Origin of the sequence: Rhizorhabdus antheiae (assembly GCF_049889055.1) — a bacterium.
Lineage (GTDB): Bacteria > Pseudomonadota > Alphaproteobacteria > Sphingomonadales > Sphingomonadaceae > Rhizorhabdus.
In genome coordinates, this window is record NZ_JBLTWO010000004.1 from 154,786 (window position 1) to 175,694 (window position 20,909).

The window sequence follows — 20,909 nt, forward strand, 5'->3', positions numbered from 1 at the left end:
CGTCGCGCAAGCGGCGGGCCCTCTTCGCATGAACGGGCCGCCGGTCGCCAAGCCCATATAGAAATTGCCTTTCGCGCCTTTTGCGGGTACAGGCGACCCCGTCTTACAGACAAGGAAAGCATTGGAAGCGTCCACGGACGCACGCTGGCCGGCGAGGTTTCGCCCGCCGGCGCGCTTTGCGTTTCGGGTTTGAAAGGCTGGATTCCCGCGCTTCGGCGCAGCTGGAGAAACGCATGTTCGAAAGTCTGAGCGAAAGGCTGGGCGGGGTCTTCGACCGCCTGCGCGGCCGCGGCGCGCTCGCCGAATCGGACGTGCGCGAGGCGATGCGCGAAGTCCGCATCGCGCTGCTCGAAGCCGATGTGGCGCTGCCGGTCGTCCGCACCTTCGTCGACAAGATCACCGAACAGGCGGTCGGGCAGCAGGTCCTGCGCTCGGTCACGCCGGGCCAGCAGGTCGTCAAGATCGTCAACGACGCGCTGGTCGAAATGCTCGGCGCCGAGGCTTCCGACCTCAATGTCGACGTCAGTCCGCCCGCCATCGTGATGATGGTCGGCCTGCAGGGCTCGGGCAAGACGACCACCACCGCGAAGATCGCCAAACGCCTGACCGAGAAGGGCCGCAAGAAGGTCCTGATGGCGTCGCTCGACGTCAACCGCCCGGCCGCGCAGGAGCAGCTGGCGGTGCTCGGCACCCAGGCCTCGGTCGCAACCCTGCCGATCGTCGCCGGCCAGCAGCCGGTCGACATCGCCCGCCGCGCGGTGCAGGCCGCGAAGCTGCAGGGCTTCGACGTGCTGATGCTCGACACCGCTGGTCGCCTCCATGTCGACCAGGCGCTGATGGAGGAGATGAAGGCGGTCGCCGCCGTCGCCGATCCCGAGGAAATCCTGCTGGTCGTCGACGCGCTGACCGGCCAGGACGCGGTCAACGTCGCCAAGAACTTCTCCGATCAGGTCGCACTGACCGGCGTCGTGCTGACCCGGATGGACGGCGATGCGCGCGGCGGCGCCGCGCTGTCGATGCGCGCCGTCACCGGCAAGCCGATCAAGTTCGTCGGCACGGGCGAGAAGCTGGACGGCATCGAGCTGTTCCAGCCGTCGCGCGTCGCCGGTCGCATCCTGGGCATGGGCGACGTCGTCAGCCTGGTCGAGCGCGCGACCGAAACGATCAAGGCCGAGGAGGCCGAACAGCTCGCCGCCCGCATGGCGAAGGGTCTGTTCGACATGAACGACCTGCGCAACCAGCTCAACCAGATGCGCCGGATGGGCGGCCTTTCCGGCCTGGCCGCGATGCTGCCGGGCATGAAGCAGGTGAAGCAGGCGATGGCCTCGGGCGCGGCCGACGATCGCGTGCTGGTGCGCATGGATGCGATCATCGGCTCGATGACCCCCAAGGAGCGCGCCAAGCCCGAGCTGCTCAACGCGAAGCGCAAGATCCGCGTCGCCAAGGGGTCCGGCACGACCGTCCAGGACGTCAACAAGCTCCTGAAGATGCATCAGGACATGGCGACCGTCATGAAGAAGATGAAGAAGATGGGCGGCCTCAAGGGCCTCGCCGGTCTTCTGGGCGGTGGTGGTGGCCTCGGCGGCCTGCTTGGCGGCGGCGCGGGCGGCATGCCCCCGATGCCGGGCGGCGGCGGAAGCCTCCCCGGCCTTCCCGGCATGCCCACCAATCCGCAGGGCCTGCCCCCCGGTTTCCAGAATTTCTTGAAGAAGAAATAAGCACTTAATCCAGATCAGTACGATTTCAGAAAGGAAGTCCCCATGTCCGTCTCGATCCGTCTCGCCCGTGGCGGCGCCAAGAAGCGCCCTTATTACCGCATCGTCGTCGCCAATTCGCGCAGCCCGCGCGACGGCGCCTTCATCGAGAAGATCGGCGCCTATAACCCGCTCCTCTCGAAGGACGATCCCAAGCGCGTCGTACTCGACACCGAGCGCGCCAAGCATTGGCTGTCGGTCGGCGCGCAGCCGACCGATCGCGTTGCCCGCTTCCTCGACGCTGCCGGCGTGAAGGAGCGTGCCGCCCGCAGCAACCCGAAGAAGGCCGAGCCGGGCGAGAAGGCCAAGGAGCGCGCCGAGGAGCGTGCCGCCAAGCTGGCCGCCGCCGAGGAAGCCGCCAAGGCTCCGGTCGAGGAGGCTCCGGCCGCCGAAGCTCCGGCCGAAGAAGCCGCCGAGGCCTGATCCTTTCCCTTCGGGGATCGACAAGGTGCGATGCCGCCCCCTGCCCTGTCGCCGGTCATCGACCGGCGGCGCGGCGGGCCGGGCGGCTCGCCATTTCCGGGGGTGTCCGTCAAGCCTGTCCCGGCTTTGCGCTCCAATCCCGCTGAGGAGACCCGCATGACCAGCGATCGTCCCATCGTCCTCGCCGCGATCATCGGCGCGCACGGCCTGCAGGGCGAGGTGCGGCTCAAGCTGTTCAGCGAGGATCTGAAGGCCTATCCGACGCTCAACGGCGCCGGGCGGACCTTCACGCTCAAGTCGCTCCGGACGGGCGCCAACGGCGCAGTCGCGCGCTTCGCAGAGATCGCCGACCGCAACGCCGCCGAGGCGCTGCGCGGAACCGAACTGAGCGTACCGCGCTCGGCGCTGCCGCCGCTCGCCGAGGGCGAATATTATCATATCGACCTGATCGGCCTGCCCTGCTTCGCTGGCGACGCCCCGATCGGGACCGCCGTCTTCGTCGAGGATTTCGGGGCTGGCGATGTCCTCGAAATCGAGAAGCCCGATGGCAAGCGTTTCATGGTTCCCGTCGCCAAGGCGGTCACGATCGAGCCCGAGCGGCTGCTGATCGATCCGGAGTTCGTCGAATGAATCCCATCACCGCCTATCTGCTGATCGGTTCGCTCTATCTGGTGATCATCGCTTATGGCGTCGTGCGGACGCGCAAGCGCCGCCTGCCGGTCCAGCTGCGGATCGTCAGCGCCGCGCTGCAGGTCGCGGTGCCCCCGGCGGCGATCGCGGCGCTGCTCGCCTATGGCGCCGATGCGCAGACCTTTTCGACCTGGTTGCCGCTCCTTGGCCTGATGGCGCTCGCCGGCTTCTTCCTGGCGCTCTGCACCGACATTGTCGCACGGCGGCTGGTGTAGTATATACGCAGCGTAGATACGGACAGGTGCTGCATGACCGAGGCCAAGAAGATTTTCCTGGCGAGCATTTACGGCTCGATCCCGAGTCTTAAGCTGAAGGAAGTCGCCTTCTATCGTGCGCGAACCTTCAAGTCGGGCAATTCGCTCGCTCTGCGACTGCCCGCCGGCCTTGGCCTCGAGCCGGGCATGGAGATGGAATTGCGGGTCGAAGACGGCCAGCATTATACCTTCAACCCCGTCGAGACCCCCAAGCGCAAATTCGCGATCGACAAGGTGTGGGGATCCGCGACCAACCTGCAGCCGATCAAGGCCGCGGACAGGCTCTTCGAAGAACGACCGCTGGCAGGCTGCGACGGCACGGACTCCGAGGGCCCGTGAAATATCTCCTCGATTCCAACATCATCATTCTCATGACGATGGCATCGGGAGAGGTGCTGCGTGCACGCGCGGCGGAATGCGACGAAGGCGATATGGTCACATCGACCATCGCTCTGGCCGAAGTGGCCTATGGATCGGTCCAGGGAAAACCGCCGGCCCTGGACCAGCTGCGCGCCTTCCTCGAAGAGGTCCCCGTTCTCGATTTCGGGGTGGAGGCCGCACTGGCCTATGCATCGCTTCCTTTTCGCCGCGCCAGCTATGATCGGCTTATCGCAGCCCACGCATTGTCTGTCGGCCTCGTCGTCGTCACCGACAATGTAACGCATTTTGCCGACATCCCCGGCATCAAGGTCGAGAACTGGACGATCTGAATGGGTCGGCGCCTCGACTTTGCTCTGTCCGCACCAATCATTTTCGAATCTTCAGACATTGGCGTGACCGCCTTCGTCATCGGATCGTGCCTGGACCTTTGCTGACATGACCTTCACCGCCACCATCCTCACCCTTTACCCGGAGATGTTCCCAGGCCCGCTCGGCGTGTCGCTGGCGGGGCGGGCGCTGGCGGAGGGGAAATGGGCGTGCGCTCCGGTTCAGATCCGCGACTTCGCCACCGACCGGCACCGATCGGTCGACGACACCCCGGCCGGCGGCGGTGCGGGGATGGTGATGCGCGCCGACATATTGGCGCGCGCGGTCGACCATGCGCTCGAACGTCAACCCGATGCTCCCCTGCTCGCGATGACGCCGCGCGGTGCGCCGCTGACCCAGGCCCGCGTGCGACAGCTCGCCGCCGGGCCCGGCGTCACGATTCTGTGTGGCCGATTCGAGGGAATCGACGAGCGCCTGTTCGAGGGGCGTCCGATCGAACAGATTTCGATCGGCGACTATATACTTTCGGGCGGGGAAATGGGCGCTCTGACCCTGCTCGACGCTTGCATTCGGCTGCTTCCCGGCGTAATGGGCGCCCCCGATAGCGGGGACGACGAGAGCTTCGAAACGGGGCTTCTCGAATATCCGCATTATACCCGACCTGTCGAATGGGAAGGGCGCACGATCCCCGAAGTGCTGCGATCTGGGGATCATGCGAGGATCGAGGCATGGCGCAAATCCATGGCCGAGACCGATACAAGGCTAAGGAGGCCGGACCTTTGGGAGCGCCATGAGGGCGCTCGGGACCAGTCTCCCTCTGGCGCGCGGCGACAGAAGAAGGAGCGATGAGCATGAACCTCATCCAGCAGCTCGAAGCCGAGCAGATTGCCAAGTTCAAGGAAGCGAAGTCGATTCCCGATTTCCGCCCCGGTGACACGCTGCGCGTCGGCGTGAAGGTCGTCGAAGGCGAGCGCACCCGCGTCCAGGCCTATGAGGGCGTCTGCATCGCCCGCGCCAACAAGGGCATGGGTTCGTCGTTCACCGTTCGCAAGATTTCGTTCGGCGAAGGCGTCGAGCGCGTCTTCCCGCTCTACTCGCCGAACGTCGAGTCGATCGAAGTCGTCCGCAAGGGCGTCGTCCGTCGCGCCAAGCTCTATTACCTGCGCGGCCGCCGCGGCAAATCCGCGCGTATTGCGGAGCGTCGTGACAACAAGCCGGCCGCCGAGGCCCAGGAAGCCTGAGACCGGGCTCTCCCAACCAAACCTCGCAAGCGGCCGGCTCCCCAGGGAGACCGGCCGTTTGTTTATCCCGAGATGTTTACATCCCTGTCATTCCCACCCGCTGCGCCGCGCGCACAGGATCATGAGCCGCTCATGCTCCGCCGCTCTCGTCCGGCGAACCCATCGGGAATGACCGCCTAGAAGGAACTGACCATGGGCTATCGTGTCGTCGTCGCAGGTGCCACCGGCAATGTGGGCCGCGAAATGCTGAACATTTTGGCCGAGCGCGAATTTCCGATCGCGGAGCTCGCCGTCCTCGCCTCGGCGCGCAGCCAGGGCGACATGATCGAGTTCGGCGAAACCGGCAAACAGCTCAAGGTCCAGAATATCGAGAATTTCGACTGGGCGGGATGGGACATCGCCCTGTTCGCGATCGGGTCGGACGCCACCAAGGTCTACGCGCCGATCGCCGCCGCCGCCGGCTGCACCGTCATCGACAATTCGTCGCTCTACCGGATGGACCCGGACGTGCCGCTGATCGTGCCCGAGGTGAACCCGGAGGCGATCGACGGCTACAAGGCGCGCAACATCATCGCCAACCCGAACTGCTCGACCGCGCAGATGGTCGTCGCGCTCAAGCCGCTGCACGACGCCGCGACGATCAAGCGCGTCGTCGTGTCGACCTATCAGTCGGTCTCGGGCGCCGGCAAGGCGGGCATGGACGAGCTGTTCGAGCAAAGCCGCAACATCTTCGTCGGCGACCAGGCCGAGCCGAAGAAGTTCACCAAGCAGATCGCTTTCAACGTGATCCCGCACATCGATAAGTTCCTCGACGACGGCTACACCAAGGAAGAGTGGAAGATGGTCGTCGAAACCAAGAAGATCATGGACCCCAAGATCAAGGTCACCGCGACCTGCGTCCGCGTGCCCGTCTTCGTCGGCCATTCCGAATCGATCAACATCGAGCTGGAGAAGGAGCTGTCGGCCGAGGACGCGCAGAAGATCCTGCGCGAGGCGCCCGGCGTCATGCTCGTCGACAAGCGCGAGGACGGCGGATATGTCACGCCCGTCGAATGCGTGGGCGAGTTCGCGACCTATGTCAGCCGCGTGCGCGAGGACCCGACCGTCGAGAACGGCCTGGCGCTGTGGTGCGTCTCGGACAACCTCCGCAAGGGCGCCGCGCTCAACGCGGTCCAGATCGCCGAACTGCTCGGCCGTCGCCACCTGAAAAAGGCCTAAGCCGCCAGTCTTTTCCCGCCGCCCCGGCAGTGCCGGGCGGTGGGGAAGGACGATCGCCGCGACGAGAGCCGTCGCAGCTCCAAGCGCCCGGCCGCTTGCCCCCTACACGGCCTTTCGGCTCGGAAAGCCTCCATGAAGCGTGGATCGACACGAAGCAGCTCCCGCGCTACCGGACCGACGAGCACCAGACGCTCGTCGATCGCTGGATGAAGACCCTTGGCAGACGCCCCGACTGAGACCACCCTACACAGCTTCGCGGGCGCCGACGGGGCGCCCATGGCCTGGCATGGCATGGGGCCGGAGGATGGCCGCCCGGTCATCCTGATCCACGGCCTGTTCTCGAACGCGCAGACCAACTGGGTGCGCTATGGCCATGCCGCCAAGCTGGCGGCCAAGGGGCGACGGGTGATCATGCCCGACCTGCGCGCGCACGGGCAGAGCGCCAAGCCGCACGACGCCTCGGGCTATTCGAGCGACATCCTGGCCGACGACAATCTCGCGCTGATCGATCAGCTGGGCTTTGGCCCCGGCGACTATGATCTGGGCGGCTATTCGCTAGGCGGGCGGACCACCGCGCGCATGCTCGTGCGCGGCGCGCGGCCGGGCAAGGCGATGCTGGCGGGCATGGGCCTCGAAGGGCTGCTCGACCTCGGCGGTCGGGTGTCCTTCTTCCGCAAGGTGCTCGAAGGGATCGGCACCCACCAGAAATTCTCGCCCGAATGGATGGCCGAAGGCTTCCTGCGCACCACCGGCGGCGACGCCAGGGCGCTGCTCCTGCTGCTCGACAATTTTCCGCGCATCCAGCGGGCGTCGCTGACCGAATTGTCGCTGCCGATCCTGGTGCTGACGGGATCGGAGGACCAGGACAATGGTTCGGCCCGGGCGCTCGCCGCGCTGCTGCCCAATGCCGGCTATGTCGAGGTGCCGGGCAACCATATGAGCGCGGTCACCCTGCCCGAGATGGGCGACGCGATCGCCGACTGGTTCTGACGGCCGCGCCGATCCCGATCAGCGCTTGCGGACGAACTCCGCGCGCAGGACGAGGCCGCGAATGCCATCGAACTTGCAGTCGATCTCCTGCGGATCGCCGGTCAGCGCGATCGACTTGATCAGCGTGCCGCGCTTCAGCGTCTGGCCGGCGCCCTTCACGTCGAGGTCCTTGATCAGCGTCACCTGATCGCCATCGGCCAGGAGATTGCCGACCGCATCGCGCACCTCGACCCGAGTAGCCGCTTCGCGGCGCTCCGCCAGCTCCGACGCCGGCACCCATTCGCCGCTCTCCTCGTCATAGACATAATCGTCGTCGCTCATCGTACCGGCTCCAGACCATGCTGTTCGGCCGCCTTAGACGAGCGGAACGACGGCTGCGACAAGGAAAGCCCCTGATAGCCGCATGACGAGGCCAGGACACGGGCTTGACCGGCCAGCGACGGCGTGATGACTGTGCTGTCAGCAAGATAATCGACGAGGATCCTCCCCCATGAACATTGCGATCAAGGCGGCGACGTCCGCCATGGCGCTCGCCGTCTGGCTGGCCGGCGCGCCAGCGATGGCGGCCGAAGCAGCACCGGCGGCGACCAGCGCCACAAGCGCCGCGCCCACCGCTGCCGAAGCCGATACCTTCGTGACCGACGCCGAAAAGCAGCTGAACGACCTCGGCATCTATGGCGCGCAGGTCGCCTGGATCAATTCGACCTATATCACCGACGACACCGACGCCGTGGCGGCGCGGGTCGGCGCCGAATATACCGAATTGCAGGTCCGGCTCGCCAAACAGGCCGCACGCTTCGACGGGGTTGCCGGCCTCGGCTATGACACGAAGCGCAAGCTCGACATCCTCAAGCAGGCGATCGTCCTGCCCGCCCCGTCGACGCCCGGCGCCGCGAAGGAGCTGAACGACCTCGCGACGCGGCTTCAGTCGACCTATGGCAAGGGCCGGGGCATGCTGCGCGGGCAGGAGATCACCGGTTCGGACATCGAAGCGGCGATGGGCAAGAACCGCAACCCTGCCGAACTCAAGGAGATGTGGGTCAGCTGGCACGACACTGTCGGCAAGCCGATGCGCCAGGATTATGCGCAGCTGGTCGGGATCGCCAACAAGGGCGCGGTCGAGCTCGGCTATAAGGATGTCGGGGCGATGTGGCGCGCGGGCTATGACATGCCCGCCGACGATTTCGCGAAGATGATGGACCGGCTGTGGATCCAGGTGAAGCCGCTCTACGACGCGCTGCACTGCTACACCCGCGCCAAGCTCAACGCCAAATATGGCGATGCGGTCCAGGCGAAGACCGGCCCGATCCGCGCGGACCTGCTCGGCAATATGTGGGCGCAGGAATGGGGCAATATCTATGACATCGTCGCCCCGCCGGGGACCGGTGACATCGGCTACGACATCGGCGAGCTGCTGAAGGCAAAGGACTATGACGCGATCCGGATGGTGAAGACCGGCGAGCGTTTCTACACTTCGCTCGGCTTCGCGCCGCTGCCCGACAGCTTCTGGACGCGATCGCAGATCACCAAGCCGCGCGACCGCGAGGTCGTCTGCCACGCCTCGGCCTGGGACGTCGACAACAAGGACGACCTGCGCATCAAGATGTGCACCAAGGTCAATGCCGACGACTTCGTGACGATCCACCACGAACTCGGCCATAATTTCTATCAGCGCGCCTATAACAAGCAGCCCTATCTCTATCTCAACGGCGCCAATGACGGCTTCCACGAGGCGATCGGCGATTTCATCGCGCTGTCGGTGACCCCGGACTATCTGGTGAAGATCGACCTGCTCGATCCGGCCAAGGTGCCGAGCGCCGACAAGGATATCGGGCTGCTGCTGCGGCAGGCGATGGACAAGGTCGCCTTCCTGCCCTTCGGCCTGCTGATGGACAAATGGCGCTGGGGCGTGTTCAGCGGCGAGACGCCGCCGAGCCAGTACAGCAAGGCGTGGACCGACCTGCGCCTGCGCTATCAGGGCATCGCCGCGCCCGAGCCGCGCGACGAGGGCGATTTCGATCCGGGCGCCAAATATCACATCCCCGGCAACACGCCCTATGCGCGCTACTTCCTCGCCCGCATTCTCCAGTTCCAGTTCTACAAGGCCGCCTGCGACCAGGTCGGCTGGAAGGGGCCGCTGCACCGCTGCTCCTTCTATGGCGACAAGCGGGTGGGCGAGAAGCTGAACGCGATGCTCGAAATGGGCGCGTCCAAGCCCTGGCCCGACGCGCTGGAGGCCTTTACCGGCACCCGCGAGATCGACGGGTCGGCGATGATCGCCTATTTCAAGCCGCTGATGACCTGGCTGAAGCAGCAGAACAAGGGGCAGCGCTGCGGCTGGTAAGCTGCGGGCGGGGTGCGTTCACGGACCACCCCGCCGCCTTTCGCCGGCATGACCACGCCGCTACGGCAGGCATGGCTTTCGGCATTGCCTTTTTCCCGGATTCGCTGCACTGGCGCGCCCCATCGGCCTGTCGGCATCGCCGCGGATGCGGGACGTCCGTCTTGCATGGGTCCGGAGGAAGACCATGTCGGCTGCGGTGGTGAACGTCATTACCCTATGCTTCGTGTCCGCTCTGCTCGCGGGGATGATGGTCGTCGCCTGGCACAGTTTCGGACGCCCGGCCCATGCGATGATCTGGGCAGTGTCCTATGGCGCCTCGACAATCGAATGGCTCTGCAACCTCTATTTTCGCTTGAGTCCTTTCAAGAACCAGCTCTTTCTGGGGTTCGCCTACGGTCTGTGCTGCCTCGCGAACGGGCTTCTCGCGGCGGGCTGCTACAGCCGCATGCGGCCAGCGTCGCCCCGGCTTCCGCCGCTGGTGCTTGCGCTCGGTGCCGCAACCCTGATCGGGGCGATCGTCACGATCGTCGATCATCAGGGTCTGCGCGACATATTGTGGCTTTCCTTCGCCGGGTCGATGTTGCTGATCTGCGCTGCCTGCATAGCTCACCCCCTCGGCTCTGCGTCGCTGCCGGAGCGCACGGTTGCGGCAATGTTCCTGCTCTTCGCACTGGTCGACTTCTCCCTGGCGATGATGGCCCCCGGACAGGGTGCGCATGGCGAAGGACCAGGCCACGCGCTGTTCCGGACGGTCCTCGTGATCGCCTATCCGCTCGCCTCCACCGGGGTGGGGTTGTTCACGGTCTTCCTGGTGGCAACCGACCTGGCGGAATCGATGCGGCAGCTCGCCACGTCGGACCAGCTCACCGGCATCCTCAACCGGCGCGGTTTCGAGGAGGCTGCCGAACGCGTGATCTTCAACGCGCAGCGACAGCATCAGCCACTCGCACTGGTCCTGGCGGACATCGATAATTTCAAGGTGATCAACGACCGCCACGGCCACGCCACGGGCGATTCGGCCTTGAAGCATTTCGCGCAGCGGCTCGAACGACTTGTCCGGCGCGGCGATCTGGTCGGCCGCATTGGTGGGGAGGAGTTCGCCCTGCTGCTGATGAACACGCGCGATGCGAACGCGCTGGACGTGGTCGAGCGCGTCCGCCGCGACATCGCTGCGGTTCCCGTGCAGGGTGCCGGTCCGCTGATGATGACCGCCAGCTTCGGCGTGACCGGCATCCGCCCCGGCGACACCTCGCTGGCGCAACTGCTGATGCGGGCGGACCGGGCACTCTACCGGTCCAAGCTGGACGGGCGCGACCGTGTCACCCATGCCGACGAGCTGGAGGAGGCTCTCGCCGTCACCCACGAGCGGGTTTAGCCGGGCAGCATCCGCGTCACCGGAAGGGCGGCTCGTTGAACGCGCGAAGCTTGCGGCTGTGCAGGCGTGAGCCCTCGCCGCGCAGCTGGTCGACGGCAGCGATACCGATCTGGAGATGCTCGGCGATCGCGCGTTCGTAGAAGCGATTGGCCTGACCCGGCAGCTTGATCTCGCCATGGATCGGCTTGTCCGACACGCATAACAGCGTCCCATAAGGCACGCGGAAACGATAGCCCTGCGCCGCCAGCGTCGCCGACTCCATGTCGATCGCGACTGCCCGGCTCTGGCTGAAGCGCAGCGCGGAGGCGGTGTAGCGCAGCTCCCAGTTGCGGTCGTCCGAGGTCACGACGGTGCCGGTGCGCATCCGCAGCTTGAGCTGCTCCATGCTCTGGCCCGAGACGATCTCCGCCGCGCGGGTCAGCGCCTGCTGCACTTCCGCAATGGCCGGTATCGGAATTTCGGGCGGCAGTACCGCGTCGAGCACATGATCGTCGCGCAGATAGGCGTGGGCGAGGACATAGTCGCCGATCCGCTGGCTGGGGCGCAGGCCGCCGCAATGGCCGATCATCAGCCAGGCCGCCGGGCGCATCACCGCGAGATGGTCGGTTATCGTCTTGGCGTTGGAGGGTCCGACCCCGATATTGACCAGCGTGATGCCCGAGCCGTCCTCTGCGACGAGATGATAGGCCGGCATCTGGTGCTTGCGCCACGCGCTGTCGGCGATGGCCGCTCGCGGATCGGGATCGCCGCGCCGGATCTCCACCCCGCCCGCACCGCTGAGCATCGTGTAGCGGTCGTCCTTGTTCAGCTGCTCGATCGCCCACTGGACGAACTCGTCGACATAGCGGTGATAGTTGGTGAACAGGATATAGTCCTGCACATGAGCCGGCGGCGTGCCGGTATAGTGGCGCAGGCGCGCGAGGCTGAAGTCGACACGCGGGCCGTCGAACAGCGCCAGCGGCCGGGCTGATTCCCCGTCCTGAAGCCAAAGCCCGTCCGCCAGCTCGTCGCCGATCTGCGCCAGTTCGGTCGACGGGAAGATGTGCGACAGTTCGACCGGCGAAGCGCCGGTCAGGTCGAGGTCGTCACCGGCATCGAGCACATAATTATAGGGGATCTCGGTCGCGCTGAGCCCGACCTCGACCTCGACGCCATAATCGGCGACCAGCAGGTCGATCTGCTGTTCCAGATAATGGCCGAACAGGGCGGGCTGCGTCACGGCGACGGCATAATCCCCGGCCTCCTGCAGCCGGCCGAAGGAGCGCCCGAGCGGCCCCGGGTCGCGGCCCCCTTCATAATGGAGGCGTATCTCGGGATAGGCGAAACTGCCATTGGCGCGCAGCGCCGGATCGGGCCGCTCGCCCGTGCGGATATAATGCGTCAACGCCGCGCGCAGGCGGGAAACCGATTGCCGATAGATGGTGTCGAGCTGTTCGACGATGTCGCGACCTTGAGACGGCAAATGCGGCTCCCTTTTCCTGTGTTGCAAATGATCAGAGCTGGCCGAGCATATGCTCGGCGCTGCTCAACTGAAAGTCGCGCGGCTGCTCGATGTTGAGCGTGGTGACCACCCCGTCCTCGACGATCATCGAGAAGCGCTGCCCGCGCATGCCGAGGCCGAACCCGCGACCGTCCATTTCCAGCCCGATCGCGCGGACGAAATCGCCATTGCCGTCGGCCAGCATCGAGACCTTGCCGTCGGCCCCCGCCGACTTGCCCCAGGCGCCCATCACGAAGGCGTCGTTGACCGCCGTGCAGACGATCTCGTCGACGCCCTTCGCCTTGATCGCGTCGGCCTTGTCGACGAAGCCCGGCAGGTGGCGCGCCGAGCAGGTCGGCGTGAAGGCGCCGGGCACCGAGAAGAGCGCGACCTTGCGGCCGGCGAACAGCGTCTCGCTCGATACGTCGACCGGGCCCTCTTCGGTCATCGTCTTGAACGTGACCGCGGGGATCGCGTCGCCGGTGCTGATCGTCATTGCATGGTCTCCTCGAAGGGCTGCCCGAAGGCGATAATCATCCATTGTTGCATTTTCCGGTGCCGGAAGGCGAGCCTGCCCCTTCAAACATGCTCGCGCAGCCGCAACAGCAGCGGCGCGAGGAAGGGGGCGAAGCGCATCAGCGCCAGTGCCCGGCGCCAGCGGGGGCTGCGGTCACCCACACCGAGCCGGACGAGATCCGCGACCCCCGCGCGATGCTGGCCTGCCCGGATGCGCGCGAAGGCCTGCTCGATCGCCATGTCGTGCTCGATCCGCCGGCACATCTCGGCGGCGGCGGCGGCTTCGGGGCGATCGCCCAGTTCGCGCCGGGCCTTGTCCATCACGGCATGGGCGGTCTGGAGCATCACCGGGGTGTTGCCCGACATCTGGCCCTCGCGCCGGCGATAGCGGGCAAGCGGGCGGGGTACGTGCGCGAGCCGCCAGCCTGCCGCCATCAACCGGATCCAGGCGTCCAGATCCTCGGACGATCGCAGGCTGGTGTCGAAGCCACCGATACCCTCGATCGCCTCGCGCCGCATCATCGTCAGACCGAAGACGTTGAACTCCCGCCGGATCAGCTTTTCCAGCGTCGGCGGCCCCGCCTGGGGGCAATAAGACGAGAACAGCTCGCCCACCCGATCCGCGCCGAAGAAGCTGGCGTCGCCGGTTGCGAAGCCCGCGCCCGAATCGGCCTCCAGCGCCGCGACCAGCGCCGACACATAATCGGGTTCGAGCATGTCGTCGCCGTCGAGCAGCGCGACATAAGGCGTCGTCGACTGGGCGATGGCGCGGTTGCGCGCAGTCGGCAGGCCGCCATTGTCGGTTTCGAGCAGGGTGATCCGCGGGTCGCCCAGATAGGGTTCGACATGCGGGCGCACCCGGCGGTCGCCATCGTCGACCACGATCAGTCGCCAGTCGGGGCGATCCTGGGCGAGGACGGAGTCGATCGCATCGGCCAGCATGTCGCCCACGCCATAGGCCGGAACGACGATGGTGACCGTAGCGGCAGGCGCGGGTTCGATCGCCCGACCGGCGGACGACCGGGTCTGTCCGCCTGTCTCATCCGGTTCGCCTGTTTGCGTCGCCATGCCGGAGGACTATATTGCCCTCCATGGATACGCCAGTCTCTCTTCGCGGCCAGTATCTCCTGGCCATGCCGGGGATAGGCGATCCCCGTTTCGAGAAGGCGGTGATCGCGATGTGCGGCCACGACGCGCAGGGCGCCTTCGGCGTCGGCGTCGACCGCATCGTTCCGGGCCTCACCCTCCACGGTCTCTACGAACAGCTCGGGCTGGAACCTGGTCTCGCGCCCGACTGTGAGATCCACCTGGGCGGGCCGGTCGAGCAGCAACGCGGTTTCGTGCTGCACAGCACCGACTGGATGGGCGAGGACAGCCTGAACGTCGACGGGCGCTGGGCGCTCACCTCGACGCTCGACGTGCTGCGCGCGATCGCGGAGGCGAAAGGGCCCGCGCAATGGCTGGTGGCGCTGGGCTATGCCGGCTGGGGCGAGGGGCAGCTCGACGACGAGATGCGCCGGCACGGATGGCTCGCCACGCCGGGCGAACAGCGGCTGCTGTTCGAGCATGAGGCCCCCGAGCGCTGGGAACAGGCGATGCGCGACGCGGGCATAGACCCGCGTCTGCTCGCCTCGACCAGCGGTCAGGCCTGACCGCCGCTCCGCTGCGCCGGGGACCGCTTTGGCTCGGCTGCGGTTGACCGCAACAGAGATATAAAGATATCTTTATATTTGCGTATTAATGGCTCCCCCGCTAAGGCGCAGCCATAGCTACCGGTCGGCATGTCGCCGGCCGATGCCCGTTCCCCGAAGGAGAAGCCCGGTGGCCACCGCCGTTGCGACTGATTTCAACGACTATGTGATTGCCGATCTGAGCCTGGCCGAATTCGGCCGGCGCGAGATCGAGATCGCCGAGACCGAAATGCCCGGCCTGATGGCTCTCCGCGAGGAATTCGGTGCATCCAAGCCGCTCAAGGGCGCGCGCATCACCGGCTCGCTGCACATGACGATCCAGACCGCCGTGCTGATCGAGACGCTGGTCGAGCTGGGCGCCGACGTGCGCTGGGCGACCTGCAACATCTATTCGACCCAGGACCATGCCGCTGCCGCCATCGCCGCGCGCGGCATCCCCGTGTTCGCCGTCAAGGGCGAGAGCCTGGCCGATTATTGGGACTATGTCGGTCGCATCTTCGACTGGGGTGACGACACCACCGCCAACATGATCCTCGACGACGGCGGCGACGCGACGATGTTCGCGCTGTGGGGCGCCAAGCTCGAAGCCGGCGCGAGCCTCGGCGAGCCGGGCAACGCCGAGGAAGTCGAATTCCAGCGTGCGCTGAAGGCCTATATCGCGGCCAAGCCGGGCTATCTGACCGAGAGCGTCAAGGCGATCCGCGGCGTTTCGGAAGAGACCACCACCGGCGTGCACCGCCTGTACGAGATCGCCAAGAAGGGCGAGCTGCCCTTCCCCGCGATCAACGTCAACGACAGCGTCACCAAGTCGAAGTTCGACAACCTCTATGGCTGCAAGGAATCGCTGGTCGATGCGATCCGTCGCGCGACCGACGTCATGCTCGCCGGCAAGGTCGCCTGCGTCGCGGGCTTCGGCGACGTCGGCAAGGGTTCGGCGGCCTCGCTGCGCAACGGTGGCGCCCGCGTGGTCGTGACCGAGATCGACCCGATCTGCGCGCTGCAGGCCGCGATGGAAGGCTATGAGGTCGTGACGATGGAGGAAGCGGTGACCCGCGCCGACATCTTCGTCACCGCCACCGGCAACGAGGACGTGATCACCGCCGAGCATATGAAGGCGATGAAGCCGATGTCGATCGTGTGCAACATCGGCCATTTCGACAGCGAGATCCAGATCGCCGCGCTCAGCAACTACAAGTGGACCGAGATCAAGCCGGGCACCGACCTGGTCGAGTTCCCCGACGGCAAGCAGATCCTGATCCTCGCCAAGGGCCGCCTCGTGAATCTCGGCTGCGCCACCGGCCATCCGAGCTTCGTGATGTCGTCGAGCTTCACCAACCAGGTGCTGGCGCAGATCGAGCTGTTCACCAAGCCGGGCGAATATGACAACAAGGTGTTCGTCCTGCCGAAGCATCTCGACGAGAAGGTGGCCGCGCTCCACCTCGAGAAGCTGGGCGTCAAGCTGACCAAGCTCAGCCCGAAGCAGGCCGCCTATATCGGCGTGACCACCGAGGGTCCGTTCAAGCCCGATCATTATCGCTACTGAGCGACGGGGCAGTGTTCTCGCCCGCCCCCGCATTGCGGTCAAGGAAACAGGCCTCGGCACCCCGCCGGGGCCTTTTTTCTTGGAACCGGGCACCGCGTTGCTTTTGCGGTTCGCAAGTGATTCCCCGGCGGCACAAATGACACTAGAAGCTACGCCATGTCGCACATGATCCAGCTCGACCCGATCGCCGCCATGATGCTCGCGATCATCGTTGCGCTGTGGGTCGCCGCCGCCGTGGCGGCGATCGTCATGGGCCTGCGCCGCGACGCGATCGCCAAGGCGCGATCGCGCGATCTCGACCGGCAGGCGGCGCTGCTCGGCAGTTGCCCGGCCATTCCGTTCCGCGTCGGCCTCGACGGCCGCGTCGGGGCGGACACGCGCCTCGCCCATTGGCTGGGCCTGACCGAGATACCGACGACGATCGACGCGATGGCGACGCATGGCGAAGGCGGCATCTCGGTCGTCGACGCCGAGGGCCTGGCCGCCGACATTCAGGCCGCCAACCAGGCCGGACGCCCGTTCGAGCGGATCCTGCGCCTGGCCGGCAGCGACCGGGTGCTGCTGGCACGCGGGCGACCTGCGCCGGTCGCGCTCGGCGACGGGGTGATCGTCTGGCTGTTCGACAACAGCGAGGCCGAGCGCACCATCGCGCGCCTGTCGCAGGAAACCGGGCTGATCAGCGACGCGCTCGACAGCTGCCTCGCGCTGATCGAGGCGGCCCCCTTCCCGATGTGGCACCGGGGACCCGACCTTAAGCTTGCGCTGGTAAATTCGGCCTATGTCGAGGCAGTCGAGGGCGACAGCGCCGAGGATGTGGTGACACGCGGGGTCGAGCTGATCGACGCGGCCGACGGACGCGCGCCCCGCGCGACAGCGCTGGCCGCGCGCGACAGTGGGCGGATCAACACGCAGGTCGTGCCGGTGACCCTCGGCGGCCAGCGGCGGACGATGCGGATCGTCGACGTGCCGATGGGCGAACATGGTGTCGCCGGCTATGCGTTCGACATCCAGGACCTCGAGCAGACCCGCGCCGAACTCGGCCGCTTCCAGGAGGTCCAGCGCGAACTGTTCGACCGGCTGTCGGCCGGCGTCGCGCAGTTCGGCGCCGATCGCAGCCTGATCTTCTTCAACCAGCCCTTCGTGCAGTTCTTCAGCCTGCCGCCCGAATGGCTGGTCGACCGTCCCGAATTCGACCGCATCCTCGAACGGCTGCGCGAGGTCCAGCGCCTGCCCGAGGTGCGCGACTTCCCGGGCTGGCGCAACGAGCGGCGCGCCTGGTTCAACGCCGTCGACGCGGTCGAGGAGACCTGGACGCTGCCGGGTGGCCAGCATCTGCGCGTGGTGGCGCAGCCGCTGCCCAATGGCGGCCTGCTGCTGTTCTTCGAGGACCGCACCGAGCAGGTTCAGCTGTCGAGCGCACGCGACACGCTGCTGCGTGTGCGCACCGCGACCTTCGAGAATTTGTTCGAGGCCATTGGTGTCTTTGCGGCAGACGGGCGCCTCCACATCTGGAACCAGAGCTTCCGCGACATATGGGGCCTGTCGGACGCCGACCTCGCCCAGAATCTGCGCGTCGACGCGATGGTCGAGCTGGTCGGCGCGAAGCTGGCCGATCCGTCGCGCGCGCAGCTGCTCCGCGACCTGGTCCGCATCGCCACGGTCGACCGGCAGGCAAGGACGGGCCGGATGGCGCTGGCCGACGGCCGCTATTTCGACTTCGCGGTCGTGCCGCTGCCCGACGGCAACGCGCTGTTCACCCTGCTCGACATCACCGCCTCGCGCGGGATCGAGGAAGCGTTGCGGGGCCGCGCCGATGCGCTGGAGGAGGCGGACAAGCTCAAGACCGCCTTCGTCGCGAACATGAGCTACGAGCTGCGCGTGCCGCTGACGTCGATCGCCGGCTTCGCCGAACTGCTCGACGGCGGCTATGCGGGGGAGCTTCCGCCGGTGGCGGGCGAATATGTGAAGGCGATCCTGTCCTCGGTCGGCCGCCTCGGCTCGCTGGTCGAGGACGTGCTCGACCTGACCCAGGGCGCGGCGGGCAGCCTGCCGCTCGCGGAAGAGCCGGTCGACCTGAGCCAGGTGCTCGGCGAGGCGGTGGACGCGGCGCGCAAGGCCGCCGAGGCCAAGCCCTTGAGCCTGTTCGTCGACATGGAGCCCGACCTCGGTGCCATGCGGGGCGATCCCCGCCGCCTGCGCCAGATCGCCGATCATCTGCTCAACAATGCGATCACCTACACCCCGCCCCAGGGCCGGGTGACGATCCGCGTCCATGGCGACGACGACATGATCATCTGGACGGTCTCGGACACCGGGCCCGGCATGGACCCCGCCCAGCGCGCGCGCATTTTCGACAGCTATCCGCGCATCGACGCGAGCAACGAGGAGGGCAAGCAGCTGATCGGCATCGGCCTGCCGCTGACCCGTCAGCTGGTCGAGGCGCATGGCGGGTCGATCGCGCTCGACAGCGAACCCGGCCGCGGCACCACCGTCACCATCCACCTGCCGCGCCGCCATGGCGAAGGCGTCAATGTCTGAGCAGGCCGACGGCGCCCTGATCCTGCGCGGTGCGGAGGACACGCTGGCGATCGGCGCGCGTCTCGCCGCGCTGCTGCGCCCCGGCGACGTGGTCGCGCTGTCGGGCGATCTCGGCGCTGGCAAGACGACGCTTGCCCGCGGGCTGCTGCACGCGCTCGGCTTCGAAGGTGAAGTGCCGAGCCCGAGCTTTCCGATCGTGATCCCCTATAGCCCGCCCGAGCTGCGCCTGCCGCTCTGGCATGTCGATCTCTACCGGATCGACGACCCGGAGGAGCTGTACGAACTCGGCCTCGACGAGGCGCGGCTCGACAGCGCGCTGCTGATCGAATGGCCCGAGCGGATGGGCGCGATGCTGTGGCCCGACGCGCTGCGCCTGGTGATCGAACCGGCGGGCGAGGATGCGCGCCGCTTGACTTGGACGGCGCCGGCGCCATGGGAAAGCCGATGGCCGCCTCGATGATTCCCCCCGCCCATGCCCCCGCCTTTCTCGACGCCGCCGGCTGGACCGGTGCGGAGATCCTGCCGCTGGCCGGAGACGCCAGCTTCCGGCGCTATTTCCGCGTCCGTCGCGGTGTTGACAGCGCCGTGCTGATGGATGCGCCGCCCGAGCATGAGGACAGCCGCCCCTTCCTCGCGGTGGCACGCCATCTCGAAGCGATCGGTTTCCGTGCGCCGCGCATCCTGTCGGAAGATCTGGGTGCGGGCCTGATCCTGCTCGAGGATTTCGGCGACGCCCGGATGAAGGAGGTGATCGACGCCGATCCGGCCGCCGAACAGGGCATTTACGGCCAGGCGATCGACCTGCTCGCCGATCTGCACGCAGCCTCTCCGGGTGCGCTGCCGCCCTATGACATGGCGGTCTATCAGCGCGAGGCCGGGCTGTTTCCCGAATGGTATATGCCGGCTGTCGGCATTGCCGCGGACGCTGCAGCCTATGCTGCCGCCTGGGACGAGGCGCTGGCGCCGATTGCGAGCGACCAGTCGATCACGGTGCTGCGCGATTATCACGCCGAGAACATCATGCTCCTCGGCGATGGCAGCCTCGGCCTGCTCGATTTCCAGGATGCGCTGGCGGGACACGCCACCTATGATCTCGTCTCCTTGCTGCAGGATGCGCGGCGCGACGTCGACCCGGCACTCGAACGCACGATGATCGACCGCTATGCCGCGCGGCGGCCGTTCGACGAGGCCGCCTATGCGCTGCTCGGCGCGCAGCGCAACGCCAAGATCCTCGGCATCTTCACCCGGCTGTGGAAGCGCGACGGCAAGCCGCGCTACCTCGCCTTCCAGCCGCGCGTCTGGGGCTATCTCGAACGCGATCTGGCCCATCCGGCGCTGGCCCCGGTGCGCGCCTGGTTCGACGCGCATGTCCCGGTCGAGGCCCGTGCGGCTTTCTGGGCGGAGCATCGGGCATGAGCGGCACGACACCCCCGATCGGCACCGCGATGGTGCTCGCCGCCGGGCTGGGCAAACGGATGCGCCCGCTCACCGCGACCCGCCCCAAGCCGCTCGTCGAAGTGGCGGGCAAGGCGCTGCTCGACCATGTGCTCGACCGGCTGCGCTCCGCCGGAATCGGCAAGGTGGTGGTCAACGCCCATTATCTCGCCGACGCGCTGGAAGCCCATCTCGCACGCAAGGCGGCCGATCTCGACGTCCGCCTCTCCGACGAACGCGCGCTGCTGCTGGAGACCGGCGGCGGGGTCGCGAAGGCGCTGCCGCTGATCGACGAGGACCAGTTCCTGATCGCCAACAGCGACAATCTGTGGATCGACGGCCCGGTCGACGCAATCGAGCTGCTTGCATCCAGCTGGGACGATGCCGCGATGGACGCGCTGCTGCTGCTGGTCCCGCTCGCCCGGGCCAATTGCCATAGCGGATTGGGCGATTTCCACATGGACGGGGCCGGCCGCATCGCCCGCCGCCGCCCGTCGCGGGTCGCGCCCTTCGTCTTCACCGGGGTGCAGATCGTTTCCAAGCGGCTGTTCCACGACCTGCCCGAAGGGGCCTTCTCGTTCAACCTGCTGTGGGACCGCGCCATCGCCGAGGGCCGCGCCTTCGGGCTCGTCCACCAGGGCCTGTGGTTCGACGTGGGCACTCCGCCGGCGATCGCCCGGACCGAGATGCTGCTCGGGCTGGCCTGAATC

The 20,909-nt window shown here is 66.9% G+C and carries 22 protein-coding genes; 18 read left to right on the plus strand and 4 right to left on the minus strand.

The features are described from left to right. Positions 1–233: 233 nt before the first annotated feature. The 10 genes from ffh to ACNI3R_RS10085 all read left to right on the plus strand — a co-directional run bounded on the left by ffh (position 234) and on the right by ACNI3R_RS10085 (position 7,278). Positions 234–1,718, plus strand: coding sequence for a signal recognition particle protein (ffh, locus tag ACNI3R_RS10040; RefSeq protein ID WP_426182757.1), 1,485 nt, complete (start codon positions 234–236; stop codon positions 1,716–1,718). 42 nt (positions 1,719–1,760) lie between these two features. Continuing rightward, entirely contained in the window at positions 1,761–2,177 is a 417-nt protein-coding gene (gene rpsP, locus ACNI3R_RS10045; protein ID WP_426182759.1) for a 30S ribosomal protein S16, read from the plus strand. A 156-nt stretch (positions 2,178–2,333) separates the two neighbouring features. Then, entirely contained in the window at positions 2,334–2,807 is a 474-nt protein-coding gene (gene rimM, locus ACNI3R_RS10050; protein WP_426182761.1) for a ribosome maturation factor RimM, read from the plus strand. Then, positions 2,804–3,082 carry a hypothetical protein gene (locus ACNI3R_RS10055; RefSeq protein WP_426182764.1) on the plus strand — a complete coding sequence of 93 codons (279 nt, stop codon included), beginning with the start codon at positions 2,804–2,806 and terminating at the stop codon, positions 3,080–3,082. Before rimM ends, ACNI3R_RS10055 begins: the two co-directional genes overlap by 4 nt. 33 nt (positions 3,083–3,115) lie before the next feature. Further along, positions 3,116–3,460, plus strand: a complete 345-nt coding sequence (locus ACNI3R_RS10060; RefSeq protein ID WP_426182767.1) for an AbrB/MazE/SpoVT family DNA-binding domain-containing protein — start codon at positions 3,116–3,118, stop codon at positions 3,458–3,460. Then, positions 3,457–3,831, plus strand: coding sequence for a type II toxin-antitoxin system VapC family toxin (locus tag ACNI3R_RS10065; protein WP_426182769.1), 375 nt, complete (start codon positions 3,457–3,459; stop codon positions 3,829–3,831). Before ACNI3R_RS10060 ends, ACNI3R_RS10065 begins: the two co-directional genes overlap by 4 nt. A 106-nt stretch (positions 3,832–3,937) precedes the next feature. Beyond that, a complete protein-coding gene (trmD, locus tag ACNI3R_RS10070) occupies positions 3,938–4,678 on the plus strand; it encodes a tRNA (guanosine(37)-N1)-methyltransferase TrmD (protein ID WP_426182772.1) in 741 nt (246 codons plus the stop codon). Between the two features lie 2 nt (positions 4,679–4,680). Further along, a complete protein-coding gene (rplS, locus tag ACNI3R_RS10075; RefSeq protein WP_426182775.1) occupies positions 4,681–5,070 on the plus strand; it encodes a 50S ribosomal protein L19 in 390 nt (129 codons plus the stop codon). A 192-nt stretch (positions 5,071–5,262) separates the two neighbouring features. After that, positions 5,263–6,288 (plus strand): aspartate-semialdehyde dehydrogenase, encoded by a 1,026-nt coding sequence (locus ACNI3R_RS10080; RefSeq protein ID WP_426182778.1) that lies wholly within the window; start codon positions 5,263–5,265, stop codon positions 6,286–6,288. 216 nt (positions 6,289–6,504) lie between these two features. After that, complete coding sequence (locus tag ACNI3R_RS10085; protein ID WP_426182781.1) at positions 6,505–7,278, plus strand: alpha/beta fold hydrolase; 774 nt, start codon at positions 6,505–6,507, stop codon at positions 7,276–7,278. An 18-nt stretch (positions 7,279–7,296) separates the two neighbouring features. Here the strand turns inward: ACNI3R_RS10085 and ACNI3R_RS10090 are convergent, their stop codons facing one another. Beyond that, positions 7,297–7,599 carry an alkylphosphonate utilization protein gene (locus ACNI3R_RS10090; protein ID WP_426182784.1) on the minus strand — a complete coding sequence of 101 codons (303 nt, stop codon included), beginning with the start codon at positions 7,597–7,599 and terminating at the stop codon, positions 7,297–7,299. A 169-nt stretch (positions 7,600–7,768) separates the two neighbouring features. Here ACNI3R_RS10090 and ACNI3R_RS10095 point away from each other — a divergent pair, with 169 nt between their 5' ends. Together ACNI3R_RS10095 and ACNI3R_RS10100 are read left to right on the plus strand one after the other, a co-directional pair. Then, positions 7,769–9,622: a M2 family metallopeptidase gene (locus ACNI3R_RS10095; protein ID WP_426182787.1), complete on the plus strand. Its 1,854-nt coding sequence runs from the start codon at positions 7,769–7,771 to the stop codon at positions 9,620–9,622. A 184-nt stretch (positions 9,623–9,806) separates the two neighbouring features. Continuing rightward, a complete protein-coding gene (locus ACNI3R_RS10100) occupies positions 9,807–10,997 on the plus strand; it encodes a GGDEF domain-containing protein (RefSeq protein WP_426182790.1) in 1,191 nt (396 codons plus the stop codon). Positions 10,998–11,013: 16 nt separating this feature from the next. Here the strand turns inward: ACNI3R_RS10100 and ACNI3R_RS10105 are convergent, their stop codons facing one another. The 3 genes from ACNI3R_RS10105 to ACNI3R_RS10115 form a co-directional block, all read right to left on the minus strand. Next, on the minus strand, positions 11,014–12,459 hold the full coding sequence (locus ACNI3R_RS10105; protein WP_426182793.1) for an AMP nucleosidase: 1,446 nt from the start codon (positions 12,457–12,459) through the stop codon (positions 11,014–11,016). Between the two features lie 31 nt (positions 12,460–12,490). Beyond that, positions 12,491–12,973, minus strand: a complete 483-nt coding sequence (locus tag ACNI3R_RS10110) for a peroxiredoxin (protein ID WP_426182795.1) — start codon at positions 12,971–12,973, stop codon at positions 12,491–12,493. Positions 12,974–13,056: 83 nt separating this feature from the next. After that, the gene (locus tag ACNI3R_RS10115; RefSeq protein ID WP_426182798.1) at positions 13,057–14,061 is read right to left on the minus strand and encodes a glycosyltransferase family A protein; all 1,005 of its coding nucleotides are present in this window, start codon (positions 14,059–14,061) and stop codon (positions 13,057–13,059) included. A gap of 23 nt (positions 14,062–14,084) precedes the next feature. On the opposite strand from ACNI3R_RS10115, the gene ACNI3R_RS10120 reads away from it, so the two are divergent. The 6 genes from ACNI3R_RS10120 (at position 14,085) to ACNI3R_RS10145 (ending at position 20,906) form a co-directional block, all read left to right on the plus strand. Next, entirely contained in the window at positions 14,085–14,645 is a 561-nt protein-coding gene (locus ACNI3R_RS10120; protein ID WP_426182800.1) for a YqgE/AlgH family protein, read from the plus strand. Between the two features lie 142 nt (positions 14,646–14,787). Further along, complete coding sequence (ahcY, locus tag ACNI3R_RS10125; protein ID WP_426182802.1) at positions 14,788–16,227, plus strand: adenosylhomocysteinase; 1,440 nt, start codon at positions 14,788–14,790, stop codon at positions 16,225–16,227. Positions 16,228–16,383: 156 nt separating this feature from the next. After that, positions 16,384–18,765 (plus strand): sensor histidine kinase, encoded by a 2,382-nt coding sequence (locus tag ACNI3R_RS10130; protein ID WP_426182805.1) that lies wholly within the window; start codon positions 16,384–16,386, stop codon positions 18,763–18,765. Further along, complete coding sequence (tsaE, locus tag ACNI3R_RS10135) at positions 18,758–19,225, plus strand: tRNA (adenosine(37)-N6)-threonylcarbamoyltransferase complex ATPase subunit type 1 TsaE (protein ID WP_426182807.1); 468 nt, start codon at positions 18,758–18,760, stop codon at positions 19,223–19,225. The genes ACNI3R_RS10130 and tsaE overlap by 8 nt, the downstream gene beginning before the upstream one ends. Continuing rightward, entirely contained in the window at positions 19,222–20,181 is a 960-nt protein-coding gene (locus ACNI3R_RS10140; protein WP_426183140.1) for an aminoglycoside phosphotransferase family protein, read from the plus strand. Before tsaE ends, ACNI3R_RS10140 begins: the two co-directional genes overlap by 4 nt. Next, positions 20,178–20,906 (plus strand): nucleotidyltransferase family protein, encoded by a 729-nt coding sequence (locus ACNI3R_RS10145; protein ID WP_426182810.1) that lies wholly within the window; start codon positions 20,178–20,180, stop codon positions 20,904–20,906. Before ACNI3R_RS10140 ends, ACNI3R_RS10145 begins: the two co-directional genes overlap by 4 nt. Positions 20,907–20,909: the final 3 nt, after the last annotated feature.